The sequence below is a fragment of the Brevundimonas aurifodinae genome (assembly GCF_040195595.1).
Classification (GTDB): Bacteria; Pseudomonadota; Alphaproteobacteria; order Caulobacterales; family Caulobacteraceae; genus Brevundimonas; species Brevundimonas aurifodinae.
This window is the reverse complement of the sequence record NZ_JBEGDD010000007.1, coordinates 96,049-122,388: the sequence shown is the minus strand read 5'-3', so window position 1 is coordinate 122,388 and position 26,340 is coordinate 96,049. Positions and strand designations below refer to the sequence as shown.

Sequence of the window (26,340 nt, the reverse complement as noted above, 5' to 3'; positions counted from 1 at the left end):
GAGCGATAGGGACACCACCTTGCCTCACGCCGTCATCGCCGCCACCGGCCTGTTCACCCCCGAGCAGTCCATCTCCAACGCCGAACTGGTCGCCGCCTACAATGCCTGGGCCGAGCGCTGGAACGCCGACCATGCGCTCCAGATCGCCGAGGGCGACGTCGCGGCGCTTACGCCGTCGTCGGTCGAGTTCATCGAGAAGGCGTCGGGCATCAAGAGCCGGTTCGTGCTGGACAAGGCCGGCGTGCTGGACCCCGCGCGGATGGCCCCCCGCATCCCCGAGCGCGGCAACGACGAGCTGTCGATCATGGCCGAGATGGCGGTGAAGGCCGCGCGTCAGGCCATCGAGGCCTGGGGCAAGCCGGTCAGCGAAATCGGCGCGGTGCTGTGCGCCGCCTCCAACATGCCCCGCCCGTATCCGGCCCTGGCGGTCGAGGTCCAGCAGGCGCTGGGGATCGACGGCTTCGGCTTCGACATGAACGTGGCGTGCAGCTCCGCCACCTTCGGCATCAAGACCGCGGCCGACTTCCTGACGAACGACCCGACCAAGGCCGTGCTGATGGTCAATCCGGAGGTCTGTTCGGCTCACCTGAACTTCACCGATCGGGACAGCCACTTCATCTTCGGCGACGTGGCCACCGCCCTGATCGTGGAAGCGTCGGACCGGGCCGGCCCGGGCGGATGGGACATCCTCGGCACCCGGCTGAAGACGGTGTTCTCGAACAACATCCGAAACAACTTCGGCTTTCTGAACCGCTGGGCGCTGGAGACGGGCGCTGCCGTCGGGTCCGACCGCGCGGCCGGCCAGCAGGACGACAAGCTGTTCATCCAGCAGGGCCGCAAGGTCTTCAAGGATGTGGTGCCCCTGGTATCGGACATGATCGTCGACCATGCCGGCGACCTGGGGATCGACCCGCAGGGACTGAAGCGCCTGTGGCTGCACCAGGCCAACATCAACATGAACCAGATGATCGGCAGGAAGGTCCTGGGCCGCGACCCGACCGAGGCCGAGAATGTCATCATCCTGGACGAATACGCCAACACCTCGTCTGCCGGGTCGATCATCGCCTTCCATCTGCACAATGACGGGTTCGATGCGGGCGAGACCGGGCTGATCTGCAGCTTCGGCGCGGGCTATTCAGCAGGGACGGTGTTCGTCCGTAAACGCGGCTGATCACGAACTGATGAGCCGAATAACACCGGCTTAGCTTGCGCCTGCGAGGCGAGTGGGTTCATGAAGGTCCATCCCTGACAGCCTGGCGGAGCGTCCGGATGAACCAACCGAAGCAGCCGAACTTCCTGGAAACCCTCGCGCGCGACGTCGCGCAGGTTCTCAAGTCTCTGGGCGGTTCTGCTCACGAGACCACGGTGATCGAATGCGTCGCGGCGCTCAGGCGCCAGCGCGGCGAGCCTGTCGCGCCGGATCTGGGCCGCCTCATCATCGAGGCCTTCCAGCGGTATTCGGAGTGGTTCACGCGTCCCTTCGGCGAAGGCTCCAAGCGCTGGGCCCTGATCGCCGAACCGGGCTGAGGCAGAGGCCCCCTCCCCATTCGCTAAGCGGCGAACGGGGAGGAGACGGTCCTTCTTAGAACTTCCGGACGTAGCTCACGCCGTAGGTGTCGACCTCGCCGCCGTTGTCGTCGGTGAAGTCGCGGCGCGTCCAGTCGGCGCGGATGCCGTTCTGGGCGTCGAAGAAATAGTTGCCGCCGACGCCGTAGTTGACGCTTTCGCCGTCCTCCTCGACCTCGAAGCCGGCGACCTCGGCCTTGATCGAGGTGGTGCCGTAGCCGACCCGGCCGAACAGTTCGAAGTTCGGAGCCAGCGGCAGGATGCCGACGGCATAGGCGGCTGCGTCATAGTCCTGCTCGATCGAGCCGGTCACGCCGCCGAAGGTGACATCGTCGTCCCGAACGCCGATCGAGGCTTCGCCTTCAAAGGCGACGTTCGGCGACACGCGCGCACCGACACGGCCGGTGACGGCCCCCAGGTCGGCGTCGTCGGCGTCAAGGGCCGTATAGCCCGCCGTCCCGTACCACTGCGGCTGGGACAGGCTCTGCGCCGCGACAGGCAGGGCGAACAGGGAAACGGCGGCGGTCGCGAGAAGAATGTTACGCATTGTTTCTTTCAAACTCCTAGATGCGGGACTGATCGTCCCGGCCCCATCCAGCGAGTGCTCAAGTAGGTATCGCCCTCGGCCGTTCCATAGGTGGCCGATTACATAGCGACGACTGTGAGCGGCGAAGCACAGACGTCGTTATGCTTGCCGCCTTCTTGCCCTAATCGAGGGCAGCCAGCAGGGTCGCGGCCATGGCGTTGAGCGGCGTGGGGATCCCATGCTTCCGACCCAGCCGGGCGATGACGCCGTTTCGCGCGTCCCATTCGGTCGGACGCCCGGCCCGGCGATCGGCCAGCAGGGAGTTGACCGAGTCCGGAGGCGAGGCCTGCGTCTGGGCCACGACCCGGTCGGGCAGGTCGGCGGACAGCACCGCCCCCTCGGCTGTTCCAACGGCCAGGCATTCGGCGACCAGATCCCGCATGAGCTCGGCGATGTCCGGACGGGAGACGACGCCCGCCGACCGGCCCGTCAGCCCACTGACGGCCCCGGCGCAATTGACGGCCAGCTTGGCCCAGGCCACCGACGTCCAGTCCACCTCAGTGGAGACAATGAGGTCAGGGCTGTCGAACAGAGCTGCGAACGCCGCGCCGTTCGCCCCTGTCGGCACCTTCATCCAGCCGTCGCGTCGCTGGACGACCACGCCCGGCGCGCTTCGTTCGGCCGGGATCTCGACCACCACCGGCACGATGCGGTCGGCGGGGACGTGGGGCGCGAAACGGGTCACATGCTCCACGCCATTCTGAAGCACGGCCACGCGGGTCGCGGGCCCGACGAGGCGGTCCAACCAGAGAGCCGTCGCGGCGACGTCATAGGTCTTGGTGGCGATCAGCACCCAATCGACGGGGTCGGCCTGCGAGGGATCCCACACGACGCGCGGCGTGGCCTCGATGCGGACGGCCGGGGTGTGGACGACGAGGCGATCGAACGGCGTGCGCGCGCACAGGACCGGGTCCAACCCGGACTGGATCAGATGGGCGGCGACCGTCCCGCCGATGGCACCCGGCCCCACAACGGCGACCGTCATCTTCCTTCTCACCTTGCGGGAGAAGGTGGCTCGCGGAGCGAGACGGATGAGGGGTGAAACTCGGTCTGCGAAATGTGGGCTATCCGAACCAACGTGGGTGCATCCACATACCCCTCATCCGGCTCTCCGGGCCACCTTCTCCCGCGAGGGGAGAAAGGACGCCTTCACCGATCTTTCTCGCGTTCCACGTTCAGCGCCGCCTGGGCCGCGGCCAGCCGCGCGATCGGCACGCGGTAGGGCGAGCAGCTGACATAGGCCAGGCCGACCTGTTCGCAGAAGGCGATGGACGCCGGGTCACCGCCGTGCTCGCCACAGATACCCATCTTGATGTCGGGCCGGACCGCCCCGCCCCGCTCGGCGGCGATACGGATCAGGTCGCCGACACCTTCCTGGTCCAGGCGGACGAAGGGGTCGGTCTCGAAGATGCCCTTGTCCATATAGGCCTGCAGGAACCGGCCCGAATCGTCACGGCTGATGCCGAACGTCGTCTGGGTCAGGTCGTTGGTGCCGAAGCTGAAGAACTCGGCGTGCTCGGCCAGGTCCCCGGCCCTGAGCGCCGCGCGCGGCAGTTCGATCATGGTGCCGACCAGGTATTCGACGCTGTCGCCGGCGGCCTCGAACACGGCCTTCGCCGTCCGGTCGGTCAGTTCGCGCAGGAACTTCATCTCCAGGCCGAGCGCGACCAGCGGGTGCATGATCTCGGGGATCGGTGCGGTGCCCGACGCCTGTTTGACCGCGATCGCCGCCTCCAGGACCGCGCGGACCTGCATTTCATAGATTTCGGGATAGGCGACGCCCAGCCGGCAGCCGCGATGGCCCAGCATGGGGTTGGTTTCCTGCAACTCCCGCGCCCGCTTCTTCAGCTTGGCGGCGTCCAGCCCGGAGGACGCGGCCAGCGCGTCCAGGTCCTCGTCCGAGTGCGGGATGAACTCGTGCAGCGGCGGATCGAGCAGCCGCACCGTGACCGGCAGACCGGCCATGATGGTGAACAGCTCGACGAAGTCCGACTTCTGGAACGGCTCGATCTTGGCCAGGGCCGCGCGGCGGCCTTGTTCGTCGTCGGCCAGGATCATCTCGCGCACCGCCGAGATGCGTTCCTCGTCGAAGAACATGTGCTCGGTCCGGCACAGGCCGATGCCCTCGGCTCCGAAGCCGCGCGCGGTCTTGGCGTCCAGCGGGGTCTCGGCGTTGGCGCGCACGCGCAGGCGGCGCACCTTGTCCGCCCAGGCCATCAGGGTCTGGAAGTCGCCGGTCAGCTCCGGTTCGATCATGGCCACCGCCCCGTCCAGCACCTCGCCCCTGGAGCCGTCGATGGTGATGACCTCGCCGGCCTTGAAGACGCGGCCGCGCGCGGTGAAGGTCTGGGCCTTTTCGTCGATGTGGATCTCGCCCGCGCCGGACACGCAGGGCCGGCCCATGCCGCGCGCCACCACCGCCGCGTGGCTGGTCATGCCGCCGCGCGCGGTGACGATGCCGCGGGCCGCGTGCATGCCGTGGATGTCCTCCGGCGAGGTCTCCTCACGCACCAGGATGACGGCGTCGCCCAGCTGGTTCAGCCGCTCGGCCTCGTCGGCGTCGAAACAGACCTTGCCGGTCGCGGCACCCGGGCTGGCGGGGAGGCCGGCGGCCACGACGTTGCGGGTCGCGTTGGGATCGAGTGTCGGGTGCAGCAGTTGGTCCAGCGCCGAGGGCTCGACCCGGCTGATCGCCTCTTCCTGGGAAATGACGCCCTCGGCGGCGAGGTCGACGGCGATCTTCAGCGCGGACTTGGCGGTGCGCTTGCCGTTGCGGGTCTGAAGCATCCACAGTCGGCCCTGTTCGACCGTGAACTCGATGTCCTGCATGTCGCGGTAGTGGGTCTCCAGCTTGCCGACGACGTCGACGAACTGGGCGAAGACCTCGGGCATCGCCTCTTCCATCGAAGGCGCCGTCTCGCCCATCTCCTCGCGCCCGGCCCGGGTCAGGGACTGGGGCGTGCGGATGCCCGCGACCACGTCCTCGCCCTGGGCGTTGATCAGGAACTCGCCGTACAGCCGCGCCTCGCCGGTCGAGGGGTTGCGGGTGAAGGCGACACCCGTGGCCGAGGTCTCGCCCATGTTGCCGAACACCATCGACTGGACGTTGACCGCCGTGCCCCAGCTTTCGGGGATGTCGTGCATGCGGCGATAGAATTTGGCCCGGTCGTTCATCCAGCTGGCGAAGACGGCCGAGACCGCGCCCCACAGCTGTTCATGCGGGTCCTGAGGGAAGGGTCGGCCCAGCTCGCGCTCGACCACGGCCTTGTATTCGACGACGACCTTTTCCCAGTCGGCGGCCTTCAGGTCGGTGTCGACGGTGACGCCCAGACGGTCCTTGTGGTCGTCCAGGACCTCCTCGAAGTCGTCGTGGCTCATCCCCAGGACGACGCTGGAATACATGGTGATGAAGCGGCGATAGCTGTCGAAGGCGAACCGGCGGTCACCGCTGAGCTTGGCCAGCCCCTCGACCGTGGCGTCGTTGAGGCCGAGGTTCAGCACCGTGTCCATCATGCCCGGCATGGAGGCGCGGGCACCGGAGCGGACGCTGACCAGCAAGGGATTCGACGCATCGCCGAAGGTCTTGCCGACCACCCTCTCGACCGTCTTCAGCCCCTCGGCCACCTGGGCCTGGAGCCCGTCGGGGTAGGTCTGGCCGTTGGAATAGTAGTGGACGCAGGCCTCCGTGGTGATGGTGAAGCCCGGCGGCACCGGCAGGCCCAGCGACGACATCTCCGCCAGGTTGGCGCCCTTGCCCCCCAGCAGATTCTTCATCGACGCGTCGCCGTCGGCGGAGCCCCCGCCGAAGCCGTACACCCACTTGGTCATTCGTCAGCCCCTGAGGATCGGATGCGGCGGGTTGGCCCCGCTCGGAAACCGGCCCTGACTACGGCCTGATCCGGAAAAGTGTAAGCGGTTTTGCGATCAGATCAGGCCGCAGATCGAAGCTGGACCTTGATTCACCAGCTTCGGCGGGATCGCGAAGCGATCCCTCCTCAGCGGATCAAGGTCTAGCGTGCTGCGCGCGCGAAGGCGAGGCCGGGCTGTAACAAAGGGTGATGCGGCGGCGGGTTCCCTATTCCACGCTCCGCACATTGTCGTCGGAGTTGCGGTCGATCCACTTGTTGTAGGGGTCGACGCCCGCGAACGTGGGCTTCTGGGCCGTGGTGAAGCGGAAGGTCTGCACCCCGGTCCGCAGGGGCCGGCGCTCGAACAACAGGACGTCGCCGGCGTCGAAGGCTCCGTCGCCCGGCTCGGCCGAGAACAGTCCGATGTCGAACGTCTCGTTCAGCGGCGCTTCCGTCTCGACGCCCTGGCCGTCGGCATAGAGCTTGCGCGCCTCGACCGTGACCGCGACGTCCCAGCGTCCGTCGGACCGGCGCGTGGCCGTCGTTTCGTTGACCTTCACGTCATACAGGGTGATCCGCTCGAACAGGTCGGTGATCAGGGCTTGCTTGTCGGCGGGCGCCACGGCGCGAAGGGCCGCGATCAGGTCCAGCGAGCGCGGATAGGGCGCGCCCTGGAAGCCGAACCGCTGGACCAGGGTCCGCAGGGCGGCGTTGACCCGGTCCTCGCCGATCTGGTCGGCCAGCAGATACATGACCGATCCGCCCTTCTGGTAGTGGATGTAGCCCTGGTTCTCGACACGATAGAGCGGCAGTTCCTCCAGCCGCTCGGTGCCACGGCTGCGCAGATAGTTGTCCAGCTCGAACTTGAGGAACCGGCGGATCTGATCCGCGCCATAGGTCTCCTTCATGACCATCAGGGCCGAGTACTGGGCCAGGGTCTCGGTCAGGGTCGTCGACCCCTGCGAGTCCGCGCTGACCACCTGGTGCGCCCACCACTGGTGACCCAGTTCGTGGGCGGTGATGTAGGTGACGTAGTCGATCTTCTCCGGGTCGCGGAAGTCGGCAATGAAGCCCAGCGATTCCGAATAGGGGATGGTGTTGGCGAACGCCTGGGCGAAGCTCGCATAGGCCGGGAACTCGATGATCCGCACCTGACGGAACTGGTAGGGGCCGAACGCCGCCTGGAAGTAGTCGAGCCCGGTCTTCAGGGACTGGATCATGCGGCCGACGTTCCGCTCGTGGCCGGGCTGGTGATAGACGGCCAGTTCGATGCCGTCGTGGACCTCGCGCTCGACCTCGTACCGGGCCGACTGGACCGACAGGAAGTTGAGGATGGGGGCCTCGGTGACGAAACGGGCGGTGCGCCGACCGTTGGCCGTGGTGTCGGAGACCTTGTAGCCCGGGGCGATCGGGGTCTGGTCAGCCACCGTGGTGACGGTGATGTCCGAGGTGACCCAATCGGCCCCGACATAGTTCCGGCCCTGGGCGGAGGTGTCCTCCAGCCGCGCCTGGCGCAGTTCGGCGGGCAGGCCGTATTTGCGCCGCGTGGTGCGGTCGCCCAGCAGCCCCTGGCGGCTCATGCCGATGATCGGCGCGAACTCGTTGTTGGAGACGAAGGTGCCGTTGTCGACCAGCCGGGTGGTGTTGCCGCGATGCTTGAAGCCCCGTTGCTCGAACACGGTCTCGAACCGCACCGTCCGCCGCTCGCCGGGAGCCATCGGCGTGGCGAAGCGGTAGATGCGGTAGTCGAACTCCTCCCACTCGCGGGCGATGGTCGCGCCCTCGACCTCCATGCGGGTGACCTGAAGATCAGGCAGCCAGCGCAGGTGCATCTCGGACAGGGGCGCGCCCGTGCGGTTCTCGACGACATAGGTTCCCTGGGTCTCCAGGCGCGGCGCGTGGGGATCCAGGTCCATGACGTAGGTCACGCTGACCATGGACGGCTGGGGCGTGTCCTCGAAGCGCAGCAGCGTCTTCTCGTACTCGGCCTGTCGCCGCTCCTCCTGGTCGGACGTCTGGTACTCGTTCAGGACATTGGTGTTGTAGAAGATGAAGCCGCCCAGGCCGACGAAGGCCACCAGTGCCACGGCTATGACCGCGCCCGCCGGGCCCATCAGACGACGCGGCAGCCGGCGCAGGCGCGGCATGAGACGGGTCTCGGTCCCGCGCCGCCACAAGGCGTAGGCCAGCACCAACAGGATAGTGGCGAACGCGGTCCAGTAGGCATCCGCCCAGTTGGCGAAGGTCTGGAAATCGCCCGTGCCGTTCATGTCGGACAGGGGCACGCCGGGTCCGCTGCCGTAACGATACAGAATGTGCTCGAAACCTAGATTGCCCAGGACGATGGTGCCGACCAGATAGACCACCATCAGGGCCCAGCCGACGAATTTGTTGGGCGACAGGGCCTGAACGAAGATCGCCAGAACCGCGATGAAGGCGAAGTTCAGCGTGCCCGGCAGCAGGAACCACAGCACATATTTGTCGATCTCGTAGTCGACGCCGCCCTTGTAGGTCTGGATCGCCATGCCGGTCAGCATGCCGACGACCAGAATCGAGCCGAGCACCAGGATCAGGGCCAGGGTCTTGGGAACCAGGAAGGTCCAGTCCGGCGTGGGCGTGGCGTCGATGATCTCGTGCGTGCGCCGCTCGCGATCCCGCCAGACCAGCTCGCCCGCGTAGTAGATGGCGACGATGATCGCGACGATGCCGAACGCCCCGATCAGCAGTTCGATGACCAGCCGCGTGACAAGGAAGACCGGCGCGCCATAGAGCTCGCCCGCGAACAGCAGGGTGCCGACGCCCTGGAAGGCCCCCAGAACGATCAGCACCAGGAAGGCGGGGCTCTTGAAGATCAGCGCCATCTCGAAGCCGGTGCGACGACGCAGCTGGGCCCAGCCAGACGCGAAACCATAGCTGGGCGCCGGCAGGGGGCCGGACGACGCGGGCGCGGCGGGGGCCTTCTCGGCCAGGGCGCGCAGCTTGTCCTGCTTGGTCGCCTTGGCTCCCCGCGCCGCGGGGCGGTACAGGAAATAGGCGGCGGCCAGGAAGACCGCGCCCACGCCGGTCCAGATCAGGCGGTTGTAGAGGAAGACCCCTTCCAGGGCCGGATTAAGGGTGTTGCGCTCGACCGGCGTCCAGTAGCGGGTCACCAGGCCGTAGGCCGAGGCCCCGAACGGCTCCAGCCAGGCCAGGGCCTGCTCGAACTCCGGACGCGCCAGAGCCGAGGTCAGGCTGATGTAGATGATGAAGACGGCGACGACGCCGACATAGGTCGCCATCATCGAGCGGGTCACCGTCGCCAGGGCGAAGAACAGCGCCGAGGTCAGGAAGACACCCGGCAGGCCCATGACCAGATAGGACCAGGCATAGTCGCCCGGCCGGAACGGCCCCACCGTCTCCTGGTCGACCCAGGGCATGAACGTGCCCAGAGCGATGCCGATCGAGACGCTGAGGAAGCACAGGGCGACGGCGGCGAAGGCCCCGGCGAAACGGCCGTAAAGATAGTCGAACTTGGTCGCCTGGGTCGCCTGGATCATCGGCCCGAAGCCGGTGGTGGCGTCACGGGCGACGACATTGGCCACAATGGCCGTCGTCGCCAGCATGAACAGGATGGCGAAGATCGTGTGCGCCTGCGCCAGGGCATAGGGCGCGTTGACGTTCACATTGCCCCCGCCCCCGATCGAGATGTTGTCCGACGCCGCGACCAGGCCGAAGCTGAACAGGGTGAAGATGATGGCGATGACCCAGAAGGCCGGCTGGCGCAGCTGGTAGCGGAATTCGAAGGCGGCGATCTTCGCGAACATGCGGCCGGCCTTACGCGGCGATCTTGCGCGACGCCGACAGCGTCGAGAAATAGACGTCCTCAAGCCCGCCCGGCACGGGCTCGAAGCCCTCGCCCGGACGCCGGTCAGACAGGACGTGGATCACGGTCTTGCCCGCGAACAGGCGCGTCGAGATGACCTCGTGCCTGGCGCGGTGTTCTTCCAGCGCCTCCTTGTCGATGGTCTTCTTCCAGACCCGGCCGTTCAGCCGCTCCATCAGCTCGGCGGGCGCGCCCTCCAGCTGGATCTTGCCGCCGGCCAGCACCGCCATGCGCGGGCACAGGTCGGCCACGTCCTCGACGATGTGGGTCGACAGGATGATGACGACGTTGTCGGCGATCTCGGCCAGCAGGTTCAGGAAGCGGTTGCGCTCCTCGGGGTCCAGACCCGCCGTCGGCTCGTCGACGATGATCAGCTTGGGATTGCCGATCAGGGCCTGAGCGATGCCGAACCGCTGGCGCATACCGCCCGAGAAACCCGCCAGGGCCTTCTTCCTGACCGACCAGAGATTGGTCTGGTTCAGCAGGCTCTCGACCGTCTCCTTGCGTTCCTTGCCGCCGGCGATGCCCTTCAGCACCGCCATATGATCCAGCATGTCGTAGGCCGAAACGCGCGGATAAACGCCGAAGTCCTGGGGCAGATAGCCGAGGGTGCGCCGCAGCTTCTCAGGCTCGGCGATGGCGTCGATGCCGTCGAAGTCGATGGAGCCCGAAGTGGGGGTCTGCAGCGTGGCGATGGAGCGCATCAGGGTCGACTTGCCCGCCCCGTTCGGCCCCAGCAGACCGAACATTCCGGTCGGAACGCTCAGCGAGACATCGTCCAGCGCGCGCGTTCCGTTGCCATAGACGTGGACAAGATTCTTCACCGACAGCATGCGACAGCCCTTTTTTTGGTCAAGGAAACTTGTCACGGCGATCGGCACGCCGCAAGTTACGATTACGTCAGGATAGCGGCGCGCGGGTCAGTCGGTAGCGTCCAGCCACCTCTTCGAACGCATCTTCGTCCGTCCGCCGGAAAGCCATGACGACCCCATCGTCGGCCCCCAGCAGCTGGAATCCGCCCTCGGTCGCCCGCCAGGATCTGGCCTTGGCGACGATCGGCAGACCGCAGTTTTCCGTCCGTGCTGGACGGACGCCCTCGACGATCAGGTTGGCCAGCGCCAGTTCGCATTGCGCCCCGCCGCCGACCTCGGTCAGCGCCCAGTATCCGGCGACCTGATCCACCGCCAGCACCGGCTCTTGAGGCTCTGACGACGCCGGCGGGGGGGCGCAGGCAGTCATCAGCAGGGTCGCGAGAACGGCGGCGGCTCGGAAGACGGGGTCATGTCGTCGGCTCCTCATGGCCCACCCTCGCCCCGCAGGATGGCCACCGCAAGGCCGATCAGCCGCCCTTCAGCTTCAAACGGAACGCATGCAGCAGGGGCTCGGTGTAGCCATTCGGCTGGGCCACGCCCTCGAACACAAGCGCCCGCGCCGCCTGATAGGCCAGGCTGGCCTCCGGCTCTGACGCCATTGGACGATACAGCGGGTCGCCCGCGTTCTGGGCATCGACCTTGGCGGCCATCCGAAGCAAGGCCGCCTCGACCTGCGCGTCGGTGCAGACCCCGTGCAACAGCCAGTTGGCGATGTGCTGCGAACTGATCCGCAGCGTCGCCCGATCTTCCATCAGGCCGATGTCGTGGATATCGGGCACCTTGGAGCACCCGACACCCTGGTCGATCCAGCGCACAACGTAGCCGAGGATGCCCTGGGCGTTGTTGTCGAGCTCGTCGGACACCACCTGCTCGGACCAGTCGGCACCCTGAGCCAGGGGCGGGGTGAGCAGATCCTCCAACCCCGGCGTCGGTCGCTGCGCCACCTCCTTCTGCACGGCGAAAACATCGACAGCGTGATAGTGCATGGCGTGAAGCGTCGCGGCCGTCGGGCTGGGCGTCCACGCGGTGTTGGCCCCGGTCTTCGGATGGCCGATCTTCTGCTCCAGCATGTCGGCCATGCGATCCGGTGCCGCCCACATGCCCTTGCCGATCTGGGCCCGCCCCGACAGGCCGCACGCCAGGCCGATCGCGACGTTGCGCGCCTCATAGGCCGCGATCCACTTCGAACTCTTGATGTCGGCCTTCCTGACCACCGGCCCCGCCTGCATGGCCGTATGGATTTCGTCGCCCGTGCGATCCAGAAAGCCGGTGTTGATGAAGACGATCCGGTCCCTGACCGCGTGGATGCAGGCCGCGAGGTTGGCCGAGGTGCGTCGTTCCTCGTCCATCACCCCGACCTTGATGGTGTGCCGCTCCAGTCCCAGCAGGTCCTCGACGGCGTCGAACAGCCGGTCGGTGAAGGCCGCTTCGTCCGGTCCATGCATCTTCGGCTTGACGATGTAGATCGACCCCGCCGTGGAGTTCCGGAACCGGCCGAGGCCTCCCAGGTCATACAGGCCGATCAGCGATGTCAGGATGGCGTCGAGCATCCCCTCGAACGCCTCCGAGCCGTCCGGCAGGCGGATAGCCGGATTGGTCATCAGGTGGCCGACGTTTCTGACGAACAACAACGACCGCCCCTTCAGCGTCCCGGTCGAGCCGTCGTCGGTGGTGTAGACCCGATCCGCCTCAAGCACCCGCTCCAGCGTCCGACCGCCCTTCTGGACGCTGGCCGACAGATCGCCCTTCATCAGGCCCAGCCAGTTGCGATAGGCGGCGGTCTTGTCGGCCGCATCGACCGCCGCGACCGAGTCCTCCAGATCGCAGATCGTCGACAGGGCCGATTCCAGGATCACATCGGCGATGCCCGCCGGGTCGGTCGCGCCCACCGGATGGTCCCGGTCGAACACCACCTCGATGTGCAGGCCGTTGTGGCGATAAAGGACGCCCTTCTCGGTGCGCCCGACGAACTGGTCCTGATGCTTCAGGGCGATGGCGTGGGAGAAGCTTTCGTCCACATCGGCCCAGGACACAGTCTCCAGCGGCACCGCCTCGTCAAGGAAGGCCTTGGCCCGCGCCACGACCCGCGCGCCCCGTTCGACATCGTAACGGCCCGCAGCCGGCAGATCGCCGAGGGCGTCGGTCCCATAGAGGGCGTCGTACAGGCTTCCCCACCGCGCGTTGGCGGCGTTCAACAGGAACCGCGCGTTCAGGATCGGGACCACCAGCTGCGGTCCGGCCAGTCGCGCCAGTTCGTCGTCCACCCGCTCCGTGCCGATCTGAAAGGGCGCGGGCTCGGGCACCAGATAGCCGATCTCGCGCAGGAAGGCGTCGGTCGCCCCGGCGTCGTGCGGCTGGCCCTTGCGCTCCGCATGCCAGGCGTCGATGCGCGACTGGAGGTCATCCCGCGTCGCCAGCAGCGCGCGGTTGTCGGGGGTGAACCGAGCGAAGATGTCCGCCACGCCCGCCCAGAAGCCTTCCGGCGTGATGCCGAGCCCCGGCAGGACCTCCGTCTCGACGAAGGCCGCCAGTTCGTCTGCGACCAGAAGGCCGGCGCGGTCGGTGTGGGCCATGGGACATCTCCGGCGGGAGCCGGGCTTGGGAGGCGGCTCGTAACAATGCGTGATCGCACTAGAGCGGTCGGCGGATGCGTCCGCAAGCCACCATCCACCTGACACCGGTGACATAGCCAGCCACCCGGCCTACCCTTCACTCACCGTGCACCCCGGCGACGGCCGGGGTCCAGCGCGGTCGCAGACGCCGGAATGCTCCCTGGCCTGAGGGCCGCTTCCGGCATCGCGTCTGGATCTGGAACCCGGCCTTCGCCGGGGTGCACGGAGGGTGTGATGCATGCTCAACGTCGGACAGTGATGGCGGGCCTGCTGCTGCCTATGCTCGCGGGATGGGCGCAGGGCGGGGCCGATCACCCCGTCGCTTCGACCGGCCATGGCCCGGTCCGCGGCTACCGCGACGGGCTGGTCACTGTGTTCAAGGGCGTTCGCTACGGTGCCGATACCGGGATCGGCCGGTTCCAGCCCCCGCGCCCTCCCCGCCCCTGGACCCAGACCGCCGACGCCTTCGACTATGGCTCCGCCAGCCCCCAGGGCGGCGCCGAGCCGAACCAGGACGAGGACTGCCTGTTCCTGAACGTCTGGACGCCCGCGCTCGACGACGGCCGGCGGCCGGTGATGGTCTACATCCACGGCGGCGGCTATTCGACCGGCTCGGGCTCCAGTCCGCTCTACGACGGCGCGCGGTTGGCCGGCCGAAACGACGTGGTGGTCGTCACTCTGAACCACCGGCTGAACGTGTTCGGATATGCCTATCTGGCGCGGCTGGCGGGCCCTGCCTTCGCCGACAGCGGCAATGCGGGCCAACTGGACCTGATCCTTGCCCTTCGGTGGGTCCGCGACAACATCGCGGCCTTCGGCGGCGATCCCGGACGCATCTTGGTCTTCGGCCAGTCGGGCGGTGGGGCCAAGATCGCGACCCTGATGGCCACGCCCGCCGCCGCCGGACTGTTCCACCGCGTCGCGACCATGAGCGGCCAGCAGGTCACCGCTTCGGGCCCCATGAACGCGACCCGCCGGGCCCTGGCCTGGCTCGAGGCGCTGGACCTGCCGCCCGAGCGCGCGGCCGAGGTCGCCACCCTGCCCGTCGACCGGCTGCTGCGCGCCACCGAGACCACCGATCCCGTCCTCGGCTACGGCTCCCTGTCGTTCGCCCCCGTGCTGGACGACCGCACCCTGACGCGCCACCCCTTCTATCCGGACGCTCCCGCCCAGTCGGCGCAAATCCCTATGATCATCGGCAACACCCGCGACGAGACCCGCGCCTTCCTCGGCGCCGATCCGGCGAACTTCAGCCTCGCCTGGGACGATCTGCCCGGCCGCATGACGATGGCCAACATGCGCATCGACGTCGCGCCTGAAGGGGTCGTCGCCGCCTACCGAGCGATGCATCCCGACTGGTCGCCGTCAGAGGTCTTCTTCGCCGCCACCACCGCCGCCCGCTCCTGGCGCGGGGCCGTCATAGAGGCCGAGGCCCGGGCGGCGTCCGGCAGCCCGGCCTGGGTCTATCAGCTGAACTGGACCAGCCCGATCGACGGTGGCCAACGCGGCGCGATGCACACCGACGACATTCCCCTGGCGCTCGATACCGTCGGCGCCCCCGGCAGCCGCGCCCAGGGTCCGCAGGCCCAGACGATGGCCGACATCCTGTCGGGGGCCTTCGTCGCCTTCGCCCGCACCGGCGATCCCAACCATGCCGGACTGCCGACCTGGGCCCCCTATGATCTGACCCGCCGCCAGACGATGATCATGGACGTCCCACCCCGGATGGAGGACGATCCGCGCGGCGACGAACGCCGCCTGTTCGCCCGCATTCCCTATGTCCAGCCAGGGACGTGATCTGCGGAGGGTCTTATGCTTGCGAAATATTGCCGAGCAACTGGAAGACCGTCTGATTCAAGACGGTCCGGTCCGCGTCGCCCAGGTGTCCCAGTCTTCCCGTGATCGAAGCCTTGCTGAAGGTGCCAATCACGAGCTTGAAGGCGGAAGGCTTCAGGAGCCCGGCAGTCCGCCAATCCGATATCAGCACGTCGCCTTCCATCAATGCTCGGTCGATCTTGCTGGTGATCGCCAGGAGAATGACGTCCGGACGCTGACGGTTGTAGTTTGCGGCACTGATCACCACGGCCGGGCGACGCTTGGCGGCCGACTGGTCGGTGAAGGGAAAGTCGACGACGACGACGTCGCCGAACTCAGAGATCATTGTAGATGTCGTCTTCTTCGTTATCCCACACCTTGGCGAAAGCGGGTTCGCTCGCTCGCAGGCAGTCGCGGACGAGAGCGCGGTGCTCTTCCTGAGCGCGGACGAAATCCACGAAAGTCATGATCTCGGCCACACGCTCGTCGGGCAGTTGGGCGATCTTTGCGATCAGGGTGTCTCGGACGATGTCGTTCATAGTCTCTGCTCTCTGGCCAAGACTACAGCAACTCGCCACGTCCGTCTCCCTCGCCTTGACTTCACCGTATTCGAAGCCCATGTGACCTCCGTCGCACCGTTGCGACCCCCGGTGCGCTCCAGCGCGTGTGGGTCTTCCTCCCAAGCGAAGACCTGACTGTAGCAGCGGCCGGCCCTCAAGATTCATTCGCTGCCCGGACACGCGGGGCGGCGCCCGATCAAGCCCGCGACCGCCACTCTGGCGATCCGTCGGGATTGGCGGCGCGCGGTCCTTTGGCGTCTCAGCCCGGCCGATGCGCGTCGCCGCATGCGAAAGACATCCGCTCCCATGAGCACCACCTTCGAATCCTTCGGCCTGAACAAGGCCCTTCTCCAGGCCCTCACCACCGAGGGCTACACCATCCCCACCCCGATCCAGGCCCAGGCCATCCCCTCGGTCATGACCGGCAAGGATCTGCTGGGCATCGCCCAGACCGGCACCGGCAAGACGGCGGCCTTCGCCCTGCCGATCCTGCATCGTCTGGCCGAGAACCGCGTCGCCCCCCTGCCGCGCACCACCCGCTGCCTGGTCCTGTCGCCGACGCGCGAACTGGCCAGCCAGATCGCCGACAGCTTCAAGGCCTATGGCAAACACCTCGGCTTCAAGGTCGCGGTCGTGTTCGGCGGCGTGAAATACGGCCCGCAGGAGCGCGCGCTCCAGGGCGGCCTCGACGTCCTGGTCGCCACCCCCGGCCGCCTGCTGGACCACATGCAGCAGAAGACGCTGGACCTGTCCTCGACCGAGATCTTCGTCCTGGACGAGGCCGACCAGATGCTGGACCTCGGCTTCGTCAAACCGATCCGCCAGATCGTCAGCCGCATCCCGGCCAAACGCCAGAACCTGTTCTTCTCGGCCACCATGCCGACCGAGATCGGCAAGCTGGCGGGCGAACTGCTGAAGGATCCCGTCAAGGTCCAGGTCACGCCGCAATCGACCACGGTCGAGCGCATCAACCAGTCGGTCGTCTATGTCGAACAGGGCCGCAAGCGCGCCCTGCTGACCGAGATGTTCTCGGACCCGAACTACACGCGCTGCCTGGTCTTCACCAAGACCAAGCACGGCGCCGACAAGGTCGCGGCCTATCTGGAGGCCGGCGGCGTTCAGGCCGGCGCGATCCACGGCAACAAGTCCCAGCCCCAGCGTGAACGCACCCTCGCCGCCTTCAAGGCCGGCAAGCTGCGCGTGCTGGTCGCCACCGACATCGCCGCGCGCGGCATCGACGTGGACGGCGTCTCCCACGTCGTGAACTTCGAACTGCCCTTCGTGCCCGAGGCCTATGTCCACCGCATCGGCCGGACCGCGCGGGCGGGCAAGGACGGCTCGGCCGTCAGCTTCGTCGCCGGCGACGAGATGAAGCTGCTGCGCGACATCGAGAAGGTCACGCGCCAGAAGATCCCCGCCAGCGACCGCCGCAACGACCCGGTCCTGGGTCGCCTCGACGCCTCGATCATGGCGGCCGGCGTCGGCAAGAAGGCCTCGATGCCCGACGACGACCGGGGTGAACGCCAGCAGCGCGGTCCCCGCAACCCGCGCCGCGACGGCGTCAAGCCCAGCCACGGCGGTCAACCGCACCGCGTGCGCGGTGGACGCGGCGGCCAGGGTCAGGGCTCCGGCCGGGGCGACGGCGGCGATCGTCCGATCTCCAACGTCGTGCCGTTCGATCCCCTCGCCGGCGACCGCGCCCGCTCGCGGCCGGTCGAGGCAGCCGCCACGGGCCCAGCCAAGGAGGGCGAGATCAAGCGCCGTCCGCGTCGCCGTCGTCCGTCCAACGGCGGCAAAGGCTACGTCGCCCGGGCCTGACGACCCGTTTCGTCTTTCACGAGATGGCCATCAGATCGCCGCCGTCGGATTATCCGGCGGCGGCGATTTCGTTTGCGTGAACTATCCCCCGACCAGGGCGACACCCGAAACGCAATCGACCCCGCGCACGAGGCGCGGGGTCGATCGTCGAGCCGTCTCTCAAGACTGAACTCAGCGGGCGTAGTCGTGGGCGATGGCCCAGTCGAACCAGTTGTCGACCACCGTGCCGGTCAACAGGATGCCGATGCCGCCGGTGAGCGTCGTCAGCACGGCGAACCACCAGGCCCAGCGATGGATGGACTCCATCGTGGCGTTGAAGCCCATGGTCCAGCGCCAGAACAGGGCCCCGCGCTCGGCGGCCGTTCCGCGGTCGGTGATCTGCTCGACCTCGCGCTCCGCGCCATAGCGGCTCGTGGCCAGAATGGTCGCGCCGTGCATGGCGAACAGCAGGGTCGAGCCATAGAGGAACACGATCGAGAGGGCGTGGAACGGGTTGTAGAACAGGTTGCCGTAGGTGATCGAGAAGGCTCCGGTCCAGTCCAGGTGCGGAAAGATTCCGAACGGCACGGCTTCGGACCAGCTGCCCATCATGATCGGGCGGATGAAGCCCAGCACGAGATACAGCCAGATCGCCGAGGCGAAGGCCCAGGTGGTGTGGGTGCCGAGACCCAGCGCCTTGGCCCGCTGGTAGCTGCGGATGCACCAGCTGATCAGCGACACCGTCAGGAAGAAGCCGGCGATCAGCCACCATCCGCCCTGGTTCAGCGGCGGCAGGATGTTCAGCCCCTGCTCCGGCGGCGGCGGATACAGCCCCAGCCACAGCAGCTGGCGAATGAACTCGAACGGGTTCCAGTTCACCTGGGCCAGCATGTTCAGGCCGATGATCTCGAAGGCCAGGAAGCCGGTCAGGAGAGACACGACCCCGGTCCAGCCCAGATGCATCGGGCCGATCTGGGCGTTGCCGATGGCGCCGATCCAGTGGACGAAGAAGGGCTTGCCGACGCGCTCGTCGTCTCGCTCGGTGGTGGGGGCGCCCATTTCGGCATGCCCGCGGACCTGAACCTGGGTGAAGATATTCTGATAGGCGTTCATTGTTCTCGCCCTCCCCTATTGCCAGATCGGCAGGTTGCGCCAGCCGTCCCACCATTCGGGCCAGCCCTTGTCCCAGAAGGGACCGCTGATGACGATGCAGATCGCGCTCCAGATCCCGGCCTGAAGCGCCAGGAACAGTCCGACCCGGTGAATGCCCAGGGTGCCGACCGAATAGCCGATGAAGTCGCGGAAGAAGGTGTCCTCGTGCTCGGGCTGGCGCACTTCCTTGCCGGGTCCCGGGTTGGCCGCGGCCAGCACCAGAGAGCCATGGAGCGCCAGCGCCATCGTCGTCGTGAAGAAGAAGGTCACGGCGATCATGTGCGCGGGATTGTAGTGAAAGTTCAGATACTGGTAGCCGACGTTCGACACCCAATCCAGGTGACTGAAGATGCCGTAGGGAAAGCCGTGTCCCCAGGCGCCCAGCAGGAACGGCCGGATCACGACCAGGCTGACATAGGCGAAGATGGCCACGCCGAAGGCGATCGGCACATGCAGGCCGATGCCCAGCTTGCGGCAGATCTCGACCTCCCGCAGCGCCCAGGAACAGAAGGCCCCGATGGCGCAGATGGTGACCAGCTGCCAGATGCCGCCTTCGCGCATCGGCGCGAGCGACAGGCCGTAGGCGATGTCGGGTGGATTGATCGAGATCAGCCACGGGTTCCAGGTGTCGCCCAGCGACGCCCCGTAGAAGATCAACGCTGTCCCCAGCGCGGCAAAGAAGGCGGTCGTGACGCCGAAGAAGCCGACGTAGAACGGACCCACCCAGAAATCGAACATGTCGCCGCCGATCAGGGTGCCACCCCTGATGCGGTATTTGCGCTCAAAACTCAGTAAGGCCATGACCGTCTCCGCCCGCTGTCCCGATCAACGCCGGGTTGGGCTCAAAATATCGGGGTCGCGACAGGCGGGATCGGATTGCTCCAGTCCCGCCCGCGCGCCGCATTCGCGGTTCCCGTCAGGGGGTGGCCGTAGCCGCCGCCGCGCGTTCTGCACCGTCGATCCAGTTGTACCGAGGCGAGCTGAGCAGGATGAAGTGGATCAGCAGAGCCAGAGTGAACAGGAAGACGGCGAGCGCCACGAGCGCCCTCCGGGGATCGAATAGGAGCCAAATTCTCCACATGACTGTAGTCCTCCATAGCCGGTGACCGGCTTTGTTGGCGACGACGGGTCAAAATGGCCCGCCGACAAAGTAAAGTGGAGACCTAGGCCCCCAACCAGGGACGCCAGTACCAGACCAGCACATGGGCCACGATCGCAATGACCGTGAACGCGATGAAGCTGGTCATGAAGAGGCCGTGGAATTCCTTGGCCGCCTCCGGCGTGAGTCCAGTCAAGGACCCCGTCGGTCTGTCATCAGGTAGATGAGACATCTCTCCTCCTTTCGTTGGAGCTAGTCCTCGGATGGGGGAAGATCCCCCGCCCGCTTCCGGCACCCGGACAAGCCGGACGACGGAACTTGGGTCCGATCAGGAGTGGCGATCGCGTCATGCGGCCCTCCCGCTCAGGACGATGGCGTTGGCGGCGATGAGGCGGTCGCGGGTGACCCGGTCCTCTCCGGCCTGGCGGGCGGCGCGTTCGGCCGTGTCGCGCAGGCGCTTGGCCGCGGAAATTCTGACGATGATCGGTTGGGCCGCGACCAGCTTTTCCAGCTCGTCCGCCGCGGCGTCTTCCCAATACAGCTCGGCGTGCGGTCGGGCCAGGGTCGGTTCGACCTTGTCCATCTGCGACGCCAGCGGCAGCACGTTGAACAGGGCGTCGAACAGGGCGTTGCAGACTTCCTGCACCAGATAGGTGCAGCCGCCATAGCCCATGAAGGGCGTGCCCGTGTGCCGTCGGATCGCCGCGCCCGGGAAGGACGCCGGCACCCAGACCCCGGACGGTCCGTGGCCGCCGCCGCCCTGAGACGCCTCGGCCAGATAGATGCGCTCGTTGATGCTGCCGAACAGGACCAGCGGCTTGGTCTCGCGGACCAGGCGGCTGATCTCGGCGTTGTCGGTCTTGGTCCCGGCCACCCGCGCGATGGCGAACTGGCACGGCAGGCCCAGGTCGTCCTCCAGGAACTTGCGGACGCCGCGCGTATAGGTCTCGTTGGCGACGATGGCGAAGCTGGCGGTGGCGAAGAAGTCCTGGGTGACCGAGCGCCACAGGTCCCACAGCGGCTTGATCGTCGTGTGCTTCTCGCGCTCGATGAAGGGCTCGGGATCCAGCCCCGTCATCTCGCCCAGCCGGCGCAGGAACAGGGTGGTCGAGTCCAGCCCGATCGGCGCCTGCAGATAGGGCTTCTCCAGCGCCTCGCAGAGCCCGCGCCCGAACTCGCGGTACATGCAGATGTTGACCTCGGCGTCGGCCAGATTGCGGACATCGGCCAGGTGGCTACCCAGCGGGAAGGTCATGTTGACCTGACACCCGATGCCTTCGCACAGGCGCTGGATCTCGGCCACGTCCGAGGGCATGTTGAACACGCCGTACATCGGGCCGATCAGGTTGACGCGGGGCTTGTCCCCTTCCACCCGGTCACGCGGGCGCGGCATCTTCTTCGGGCCGAACTGGGTCCATAGCCAGGTCAGGGCGCGGTCGGCCGACTGCCACTGATCCTCGTCGATGGTGCGCGGCAGGAAGCGCTGGATGTTGGTGCCCTCGGGCGTCACGCCGCCGCCGATCATCTCGGCGATCGAGCCCGTGACGACGACGGAGGGCAGGTCCTTGTCCAGCGTCTGCCAGGCCCGCTTCATCGCGCCTTCGGTGCCGTGGCGACCCAGCTCGTCCTCGCCCAGACCGGTGACGACGATGGGCAGTTCATGCGGCGGCAGGCCGTCGGTGTAGTGCAGGATCGAGGTGACCGGCAGGTTCTCGCAGCCCACCGGACCGTCGATGATGACCTGCAGGCCCTTGATGGCGGTGAAGGCGTAGACCGCGCCCCAGTATCCACCGGCCCTGTCGTGGTCGAGAATGAGGGTCACGTTCCGACGTGCTCCTCGGCCTTGGCCGCGGCCGCGCGTTGTTTGGCGTAGCGGGCCTTGAACTCGGGACGCAGAACCGGCGTCTCGGACCAGATGCCCGAGGTCTCGCCGGAGCCCACGCCCTCGAAGAACTCGGTCATCCTGTCGAACCGGGCCTTGTTGCCGATGGCGGCGTTGATGACCTGGGCCAGCGAGCCCGTGCCCGCCGGTCCCATCAGAGGCCGGGCCGAGATGAGGTTGGTGAAATACAGCGCCGGGATCGACAACGACTTGGCGTGCTGGACCACCGGCGTCGTGCCGATGGCGAGGTCCGGCTTGATCGCGTCGACCGCCGACAGATCCTGTTCCAGCGAGGCGCGGTAGTTGACCGTGACGCCCTTGGCTTCCAGCCATTCGCGATCCGGGTCCGACCATTTGGTCTGCGGACAGGCCGTGCCGACGTACTCGACCTCCGCCCCGCTCTCGATCAGCAGGCGGGCGACGAGGAGCTCCGAGCCCTCATAGCCCGAGACCACGATCCGGCCCTTGATCGGGGTGGCGGCCAGGGCCGCGCCGATCGCGCCGACCATGGCGTTCTTGACGCCGTCGATCTGGCCTTGAGGAACATGACAGGCCTCGCCGATGGCCTGGAGCCAGGCGGCGGTGCCGTCGCGGCCGACCGGGGCCGAGCCGACGACCTTGCGGCCCGCCGCTTCGAACTCGCGCACGCTGGCGGTGTAGAAGGGGTGGATGGCGGCGACGACGGCGCAGTCCAGCGCAGCGTACAGCTCGCGCCATTCGCGGGTCGGGACCACAGGCCCGGCGGCCAGGCCCATCGGCTCCAGCATCCGCCCGATGATCATCGGATCAGCCGGGAACATTTCGCCCAGCAGGGTGACGGTCGGCTTGTCCGTGCGTTCCTTGGGCGCGGCGACGGGGCCGGCCTCGACCTCCTTGCGCGCATAGTTCAGCATGGCGCCGGCCAGCACGTCCTTGGCCTCGGCGTGGGTCGGGATGCCGAAGCCCGGCACGTCGATGCCGACGATGCGGACGCCGTTGATCTCTTTCGGCAGCAGCTGCAGCGGCACGCCCGATGCGGTCGGCACGCACAGATTGGTCACGACGATGGAGTCGTAGAGTTCCGGATCCGCCATATCGTGGACGGCGTCGCGGATGTCCTCGAACAGCTTGCCGGTGACCAGGCTCTCGGAGTTGAACGGCACATAGCCGACCGAGCGGCGCGCGCCGTAGAAATGGCTGGTGAAGGTCAGGCCGTAGACGCAGCAGGCCGACCCGCTGAGGATCGTCGCCGTCCGCCGCATCCGCAGCCCGACCCGCAACGATCCGAACGCCGGGCACATCGACTGCGGCTGGTCGTGCGGACCGACCGGATAGTCCTTGGCATAGCGGGCCAGGACCTCGGACTTGCCCGCGCGAGAGGCGGCGGCCTGGAGTTCGGCCTTGCCGCCATGGCAACCGCCGTCGGTCACGACGACCTCGCCCCCAACGCCGTCATCCTCGGGCGTGACCCGAGGATCGGACGTTCCGCTGCTCGCGCGATCGGGGTGAGGCACAGTCCGCCCACCGTCCGGCCCTCCGATCAAGTCGGAGGGTGACGGCGTTTTGGGAAAGGCGGGTCCGTCGGCCATGGAGATCAGACCGCCTCGTCGTAGATGACTTCGAGCGACTGTTTGGGCACATAGGACGCGCCGCGCATGTCGCTCTGGCTCGCCGGCACCAGCCGCACCTCGCCGCCCACCTGGTCGGGGCTGAACAGGCCCAGCAGCCCGTCCTGCGTCAGGGGCTTGGGATGCTGCGGCAAACTGTCGGTCACGGCCTGGGCCAGACCGGCGAACAGACTGCCCCACTCGCTGTCGGCGGTGCCGATGATCTGATAGTTGGCCGACTTCCTGCGGATGTCCTCGTTGGCCGGGATGGAGGCCAGGACCGGGATGTTCACGGCCTCGGCGAAGGCGGCGGCCTCGCCCGTGCCGTCGTCCTTGTTGATGATCATGCCGGCGACGCCGACGTTGCCGCCCAGCCGGCGGAAATACTCCACCGCCGAACAGACGTTGTTGGCGACGTAGAGCGACTGCAGGTCGTTGGACCCGACGACGATGACCTTCTGACACATGTCGCGCGCGATCGGCAGGCCGAAGCCCCCGCACACCACGTCGCCCAGGAAGTCGAGCAGGACGTAGTCGAAGCCCCAATCGTGGAAGCCCAGCTTTTCGAGCAGCTCGAAGCCGTGGATGATGCCGCGTCCGCCGCAACCGCGCCCGACCTCGGGCCCGCCCAGCTCCATGGCGAAGACGCCGTCACGCTGGAAACAGACATCCTCGATCTTGACCTCTTCACCGGTCAGCTTCTTGGCGGCGGAGGTGGCGATGATGGTGGGGCAGGATTTGCCGCCGAACAGCAGCGACGTCGTGTCGGACTTGGGATCGCAGCCGATCAGCAGCACCCGCTTGCCCTGCTGGGCCATCATGTAGCTCAGGTTCGACAGGGCGAAGGATTTGCCCGATCCGCCCTTGCCGTAGATGGCGATGATCTGGGTTTCCTTGGTGACCTCGCCGGTGTGGACGGGATCGGGCTCGACCGCGGCTTCGGCACGCAGGTGTTTGTGGGTAATCAGGGTCACGGTCACGCGCAGTTCCTCCAATCGAGGATCATCTTGAGACAGGCAGGGTCGCCGAAGGCGGTCGGATAGGCGTCGTTGGCCTCGGTCGCCGCCATCCGGTGGGTGATCAGGCCGTCCAGGCTCAGCGCGCCGGACTGGATCAGGGCGGTCACGCCGGCCACGTCCTCGGGCTTGAACTCGGCGGCGATGCGGAACCGCGCCTCCTTCATGAAGGCCATCGGAAAGGCGAAGGACAGACGCGCCTCATAGAAGCCGGCCAGGACGATCTCGCCACTGCGGGCCAGCCGCGCGACCAGGAAGTCCATCAGGTCCTCGGCGCCGGAGGCGTCGTAGATCGAACGATAGTCGCGGCGGTCGTCCGCATCAGGGTGGATGCCTACGCCGTTGCGACGCGCGGCGTTGGTCTCCCAGACGGTCGGCTTGTCGTGGCCCATCGCCTCGGTGATGCGCAGCAGAAGCCGCCCCAGGGTGCCGTAGCCGACGATCAGGTCGGGAGCCGTCCCGCCGACGATGGCGTGATAGGCCGTCGCTGCCAGCGACAGCAGGACCCCGTCGTCGTCCAATCCCTCTGGCAGGGTGACGGTGCGCGACGACGGCGTGATCAGGGTGCGGGCCGCGCCGCCGAACAGGCCGCGCGCGTCGATGAAGTGGGACGAGCCGGGGACGAACACCCGCTCGCCGATTCTGGATCGCGCGTCGGCACCGGCGTCCACGACTCGGCCGATCGACTCATAGCCAGGCACCAGGGGATAACCGAGCCCGGGGAAATGCGGCATGCGGCCGTCCCACAGCAGGCGTTCGGTGCCGGTCGAGATTCCGCTGACGTCCACCTGGACGACCACGTCGTCGGGACCGGCCGGCTTCAGGTCGAGCCGGCGGAGCGCCAGTCGGCGGGGCTCCTCCAATACGACGGCTAAAGTGTCCATCTCAGTGCCTCGGGAGGCCGGACCACGATAGGCACCCTCCCGACTGTCAGCTTAGATTGACAGTTAGGGTTGTCAAACTTTGATTACACATTTGAGCGTCAAGCGCGGGCGACAATCAGGCTGGCGATCATCGGCATCGCGGTTGGAATGCGGCGGGCGCTGACGAATCCGGCCTGTTCGCACATCGCGATTATTTCTCGCGCCGGGCGAGGACGGCCCGAGCCCATGGCCAGCAGATAGATGCCGAAATAGGCGTCCCCCACCCTCTCCGCGCCGTGCTCCTGCGCCATCGGTTCTCCGATGATCAGCACGGCACCGGGTTCGAGCGCCCGTCGAATCGCGTGGAGAATCTCCAGCGCAGGCCCGTCGTCATGGTCGTGAAGCACGCGGATCAGGCTGACGATGTCTGCCCCGCCCGGAAGGGCGTCCCGGAACACATCGCCGCCGGTCGCATGGAGTTGCAGCCCCTCGGCCGCGAACCTCGCCCGGGCCCGCTCGGCCACGGCGGGCAGGTCGAACAGCATCCGCTCGACGTCCGGTGCCCGCGCCGCCACGGCCCGCAGGAAGGTCCCCTCTCCGCCCCCGACGTCCAGCAGCCGCCGGTGTCCACCCATGGGATAGGCGTCCAGAACCTGTGCGGCGACCATCGCCTGAGAGGCCGTCATCAGGCCGGAGTAGGCCCCCGCCGCTTTGGCGTCGGGGGGCCCGCCCTCGGCATAGGTCCAGTAGGCCGCCAGTGCCCCGCCCCCACCCCCGCGCCTCAACAGGGCCAGCGGGTCCGCGAGGTCGGCATACAGCAGGGCATGATGGTCGATCATAGCCGCAACCCCCGGAGCACCGAGCAGGGCCGCCCCCTCCACCCCAAGCGCCCATCGGTCGGGCCCGGCCGATTCGGCCAGCTTCAGCGCCGCCGCCGCGCGGAGCAGCCGCAGTGCGCCGTCGCGGTCCAGGTCCAGATGCGCGGCCAGGTCGCCGACCTCGGCGGGCCCTGCCGCCAACCGTTCCAGCAATCCGGACCGAACGCAGGCGTGGGCGATCTGCGAATAGACGAAGCCCGCCGTCAGATCGAACAGCGCCTGGGCCCGCCGACGCGCCACCGGACGGGTCAGCGGGAACCGTGCCGCCCACCGCTGGAAGCCCGGCGAGCCGATCAGCGCATTGCGCCAGCCACGCCAGCGGTCGGCAAGGGTCATGAACGGGGTC

At 67.4% G+C, this 26,340-nt stretch carries 22 protein-coding genes; 4 read left to right on the top strand and 18 right to left on the bottom strand.

Features of this window, described 5'->3' with window-relative positions; all coding sequences use genetic code 11:
• Positions 1-19: 19 nt before the first annotated feature.
• Both ABN401_RS09990 and ABN401_RS09985 read left to right on the top strand, forming a co-directional pair.
• Positions 20-1,171, top strand: coding sequence for a beta-ketoacyl-ACP synthase III (locus ABN401_RS09990; protein ID WP_349684695.1), 1,152 nt, complete (start codon positions 20-22; stop codon positions 1,169-1,171).
• A gap of 98 nt (positions 1,172-1,269) precedes the next feature.
• Positions 1,270-1,527 carry a hypothetical protein gene (locus ABN401_RS09985; protein WP_349684694.1) on the top strand — a complete coding sequence of 86 codons (258 nt, stop codon included), beginning with the start codon at positions 1,270-1,272 and terminating at the stop codon, positions 1,525-1,527.
• Between the two features lie 55 nt (positions 1,528-1,582).
• Here the strand turns inward: ABN401_RS09985 and ABN401_RS09980 are convergent, their stop codons facing one another.
• From ABN401_RS09980 to ABN401_RS09950, 7 genes are all read right to left on the bottom strand, one after another.
• Positions 1,583-2,113 carry a porin family protein gene (locus ABN401_RS09980; RefSeq protein WP_349684693.1) on the bottom strand — a complete coding sequence of 177 codons (531 nt, stop codon included), beginning with the start codon at positions 2,111-2,113 and terminating at the stop codon, positions 1,583-1,585.
• 160 nt (positions 2,114-2,273) lie between these two features.
• Positions 2,274-3,137 (bottom strand): 2-dehydropantoate 2-reductase, encoded by an 864-nt coding sequence (locus ABN401_RS09975; protein WP_349684692.1) that lies wholly within the window; start codon positions 3,135-3,137, stop codon positions 2,274-2,276.
• 164 nt (positions 3,138-3,301) lie between these two features.
• Complete coding sequence (ppdK, locus tag ABN401_RS09970; protein ID WP_349684691.1) at positions 3,302-5,980, bottom strand: pyruvate, phosphate dikinase; 2,679 nt, start codon at positions 5,978-5,980, stop codon at positions 3,302-3,304.
• 247 nt (positions 5,981-6,227) lie between these two features.
• Entirely contained in the window at positions 6,228-9,803 is a 3,576-nt protein-coding gene (locus ABN401_RS09965; protein WP_349684690.1) for an ABC transporter permease/M1 family aminopeptidase, read from the bottom strand.
• A 10-nt stretch (positions 9,804-9,813) separates the two neighbouring features.
• On the bottom strand, positions 9,814-10,695 hold the full coding sequence (locus ABN401_RS09960) for an ABC transporter ATP-binding protein (RefSeq protein WP_349684689.1): 882 nt from the start codon (positions 10,693-10,695) through the stop codon (positions 9,814-9,816).
• A 67-nt stretch (positions 10,696-10,762) separates the two neighbouring features.
• Complete coding sequence (locus ABN401_RS09955; protein WP_349684688.1) at positions 10,763-11,101, bottom strand: AprI/Inh family metalloprotease inhibitor; 339 nt, start codon at positions 11,099-11,101, stop codon at positions 10,763-10,765.
• Between the two features lie 100 nt (positions 11,102-11,201).
• A complete protein-coding gene (locus tag ABN401_RS09950) occupies positions 11,202-13,307 on the bottom strand; it encodes a malate synthase G (protein WP_349684687.1) in 2,106 nt (701 codons plus the stop codon).
• A gap of 273 nt (positions 13,308-13,580) precedes the next feature.
• Between ABN401_RS09950 and ABN401_RS09945 the strand changes: the two genes are divergently transcribed.
• Positions 13,581-15,143 (top strand): carboxylesterase/lipase family protein, encoded by a 1,563-nt coding sequence (locus ABN401_RS09945; RefSeq protein ID WP_349684686.1) that lies wholly within the window; start codon positions 13,581-13,583, stop codon positions 15,141-15,143.
• Positions 15,144-15,156: 13 nt separating this feature from the next.
• Here the strand turns inward: ABN401_RS09945 and ABN401_RS09940 are convergent, their stop codons facing one another.
• The gene (locus ABN401_RS09940) at positions 15,157-15,507 is read right to left on the bottom strand and encodes a type II toxin-antitoxin system PemK/MazF family toxin (RefSeq protein WP_349684685.1); all 351 of its coding nucleotides are present in this window, start codon (positions 15,505-15,507) and stop codon (positions 15,157-15,159) included.
• The gene (locus ABN401_RS09935) at positions 15,497-15,700 is read right to left on the bottom strand and encodes a hypothetical protein (RefSeq protein ID WP_349684684.1); all 204 of its coding nucleotides are present in this window, start codon (positions 15,698-15,700) and stop codon (positions 15,497-15,499) included. The genes ABN401_RS09940 and ABN401_RS09935 overlap by 11 nt, the downstream gene beginning before the upstream one ends.
• A gap of 327 nt (positions 15,701-16,027) precedes the next feature.
• Here ABN401_RS09935 and ABN401_RS09930 point away from each other — a divergent pair, with 327 nt between their 5' ends.
• Complete coding sequence (locus ABN401_RS09930; protein WP_349684683.1) at positions 16,028-17,539, top strand: DEAD/DEAH box helicase; 1,512 nt, start codon at positions 16,028-16,030, stop codon at positions 17,537-17,539.
• A gap of 171 nt (positions 17,540-17,710) precedes the next feature.
• On the opposite strand, the gene pufM is transcribed toward ABN401_RS09930, so the two are convergent.
• The 9 genes from pufM to ABN401_RS09885 form a co-directional block, all read right to left on the bottom strand.
• Positions 17,711-18,631: a photosynthetic reaction center subunit M gene (gene pufM / locus ABN401_RS09925; RefSeq protein WP_349684682.1), complete on the bottom strand. Its 921-nt coding sequence runs from the start codon at positions 18,629-18,631 to the stop codon at positions 17,711-17,713.
• Between the two features lie 15 nt (positions 18,632-18,646).
• A complete protein-coding gene (gene pufL, locus ABN401_RS09920) occupies positions 18,647-19,471 on the bottom strand; it encodes a photosynthetic reaction center subunit L (protein ID WP_349684681.1) in 825 nt (274 codons plus the stop codon).
• Positions 19,472-19,586: 115 nt separating this feature from the next.
• The gene (pufA, locus tag ABN401_RS09915; protein ID WP_349684680.1) at positions 19,587-19,751 is read right to left on the bottom strand and encodes a light-harvesting antenna LH1, alpha subunit; all 165 of its coding nucleotides are present in this window, start codon (positions 19,749-19,751) and stop codon (positions 19,587-19,589) included.
• An 82-nt stretch (positions 19,752-19,833) separates the two neighbouring features.
• Positions 19,834-19,965, bottom strand: coding sequence for a light-harvesting antenna LH1, beta subunit (gene pufB, locus ABN401_RS09910; protein ID WP_349684679.1), 132 nt, complete (start codon positions 19,963-19,965; stop codon positions 19,834-19,836).
• A 150-nt stretch (positions 19,966-20,115) separates the two neighbouring features.
• Positions 20,116-21,591 carry a chlorophyllide a reductase subunit Z gene (gene bchZ / locus ABN401_RS09905; protein ID WP_349684678.1) on the bottom strand — a complete coding sequence of 492 codons (1,476 nt, stop codon included), beginning with the start codon at positions 21,589-21,591 and terminating at the stop codon, positions 20,116-20,118.
• On the bottom strand, positions 21,588-23,060 hold the full coding sequence (bchY, locus tag ABN401_RS09900; protein ID WP_349684677.1) for a chlorophyllide a reductase subunit Y: 1,473 nt from the start codon (positions 23,058-23,060) through the stop codon (positions 21,588-21,590). Before bchY ends, bchZ begins: the two co-directional genes overlap by 4 nt.
• Before the next feature lie 164 nt (positions 23,061-23,224).
• The gene (locus ABN401_RS09895) at positions 23,225-24,217 is read right to left on the bottom strand and encodes a chlorophyllide a reductase iron protein subunit X (RefSeq protein WP_349684676.1); all 993 of its coding nucleotides are present in this window, start codon (positions 24,215-24,217) and stop codon (positions 23,225-23,227) included.
• Complete coding sequence (gene bchC / locus ABN401_RS09890) at positions 24,214-25,137, bottom strand: chlorophyll synthesis pathway protein BchC (RefSeq protein ID WP_349684675.1); 924 nt, start codon at positions 25,135-25,137, stop codon at positions 24,214-24,216. The genes ABN401_RS09895 and bchC overlap by 4 nt, the downstream gene beginning before the upstream one ends.
• A 98-nt stretch (positions 25,138-25,235) precedes the next feature.
• Entirely contained in the window at positions 25,236-26,330 is a 1,095-nt protein-coding gene (locus ABN401_RS09885; RefSeq protein ID WP_349684674.1) for a methyltransferase, read from the bottom strand.
• Between the last annotated feature and the right edge of the window lie 10 nt (positions 26,331-26,340).

Coding starts and splice junctions, on each gene's coding strand:
- ABN401_RS09985 (WP_349684694.1), top strand. CDS start 1,270: ATGAACCAACCGAAGCAGCCGAACTTCCTGGAAACCCTCGCGCGCGAC.
- ABN401_RS09980 (WP_349684693.1), bottom strand. CDS start 2,113: ATGCGTAACATTCTTCTCGCGACCGCCGCCGTTTCCCTGTTCGCCCTG.
- ABN401_RS09975 (WP_349684692.1), bottom strand. CDS start 3,137: ATGACGGTCGCCGTTGTGGGGCCGGGTGCCATCGGCGGGACGGTCGCC.
- ppdK (WP_349684691.1), bottom strand. CDS start 5,980: ATGACCAAGTGGGTGTACGGCTTCGGCGGGGGCTCCGCCGACGGCGAC.
- ABN401_RS09965 (WP_349684690.1), bottom strand. CDS start 9,803: ATGTTCGCGAAGATCGCCGCCTTCGAATTCCGCTACCAGCTGCGCCAG.
- ABN401_RS09960 (WP_349684689.1), bottom strand. CDS start 10,695: ATGCTGTCGGTGAAGAATCTTGTCCACGTCTATGGCAACGGAACGCGC.
- ABN401_RS09955 (WP_349684688.1), bottom strand. CDS start 11,101: ATGACTGCCTGCGCCCCCCCGCCGGCGTCGTCAGAGCCTCAAGAGCCG.
- ABN401_RS09950 (WP_349684687.1), bottom strand. CDS start 13,307: ATGGCCCACACCGACCGCGCCGGCCTTCTGGTCGCAGACGAACTGGCG.
- ABN401_RS09945 (WP_349684686.1), top strand. CDS start 13,581: ATGCATGCTCAACGTCGGACAGTGATGGCGGGCCTGCTGCTGCCTATG.
- ABN401_RS09940 (WP_349684685.1), bottom strand. CDS start 15,507: ATGATCTCTGAGTTCGGCGACGTCGTCGTCGTCGACTTTCCCTTCACC.
- ABN401_RS09935 (WP_349684684.1), bottom strand. CDS start 15,700: ATGAACGACATCGTCCGAGACACCCTGATCGCAAAGATCGCCCAACTG.
- ABN401_RS09930 (WP_349684683.1), top strand. CDS start 16,028: ATGAGCACCACCTTCGAATCCTTCGGCCTGAACAAGGCCCTTCTCCAG.
- pufM (WP_349684682.1), bottom strand. CDS start 18,631: ATGAACGCCTATCAGAATATCTTCACCCAGGTTCAGGTCCGCGGGCAT.
- pufL (WP_349684681.1), bottom strand. CDS start 19,471: ATGGCCTTACTGAGTTTTGAGCGCAAATACCGCATCAGGGGTGGCACC.
- pufA (WP_349684680.1), bottom strand. CDS start 19,751: ATGTGGAGAATTTGGCTCCTATTCGATCCCCGGAGGGCGCTCGTGGCG.
- bchC (WP_349684675.1), bottom strand. CDS start 25,137: ATGGACACTTTAGCCGTCGTATTGGAGGAGCCCCGCCGACTGGCGCTC.
- ABN401_RS09885 (WP_349684674.1), bottom strand. CDS start 26,330: ATGACCCTTGCCGACCGCTGGCGTGGCTGGCGCAATGCGCTGATCGGC.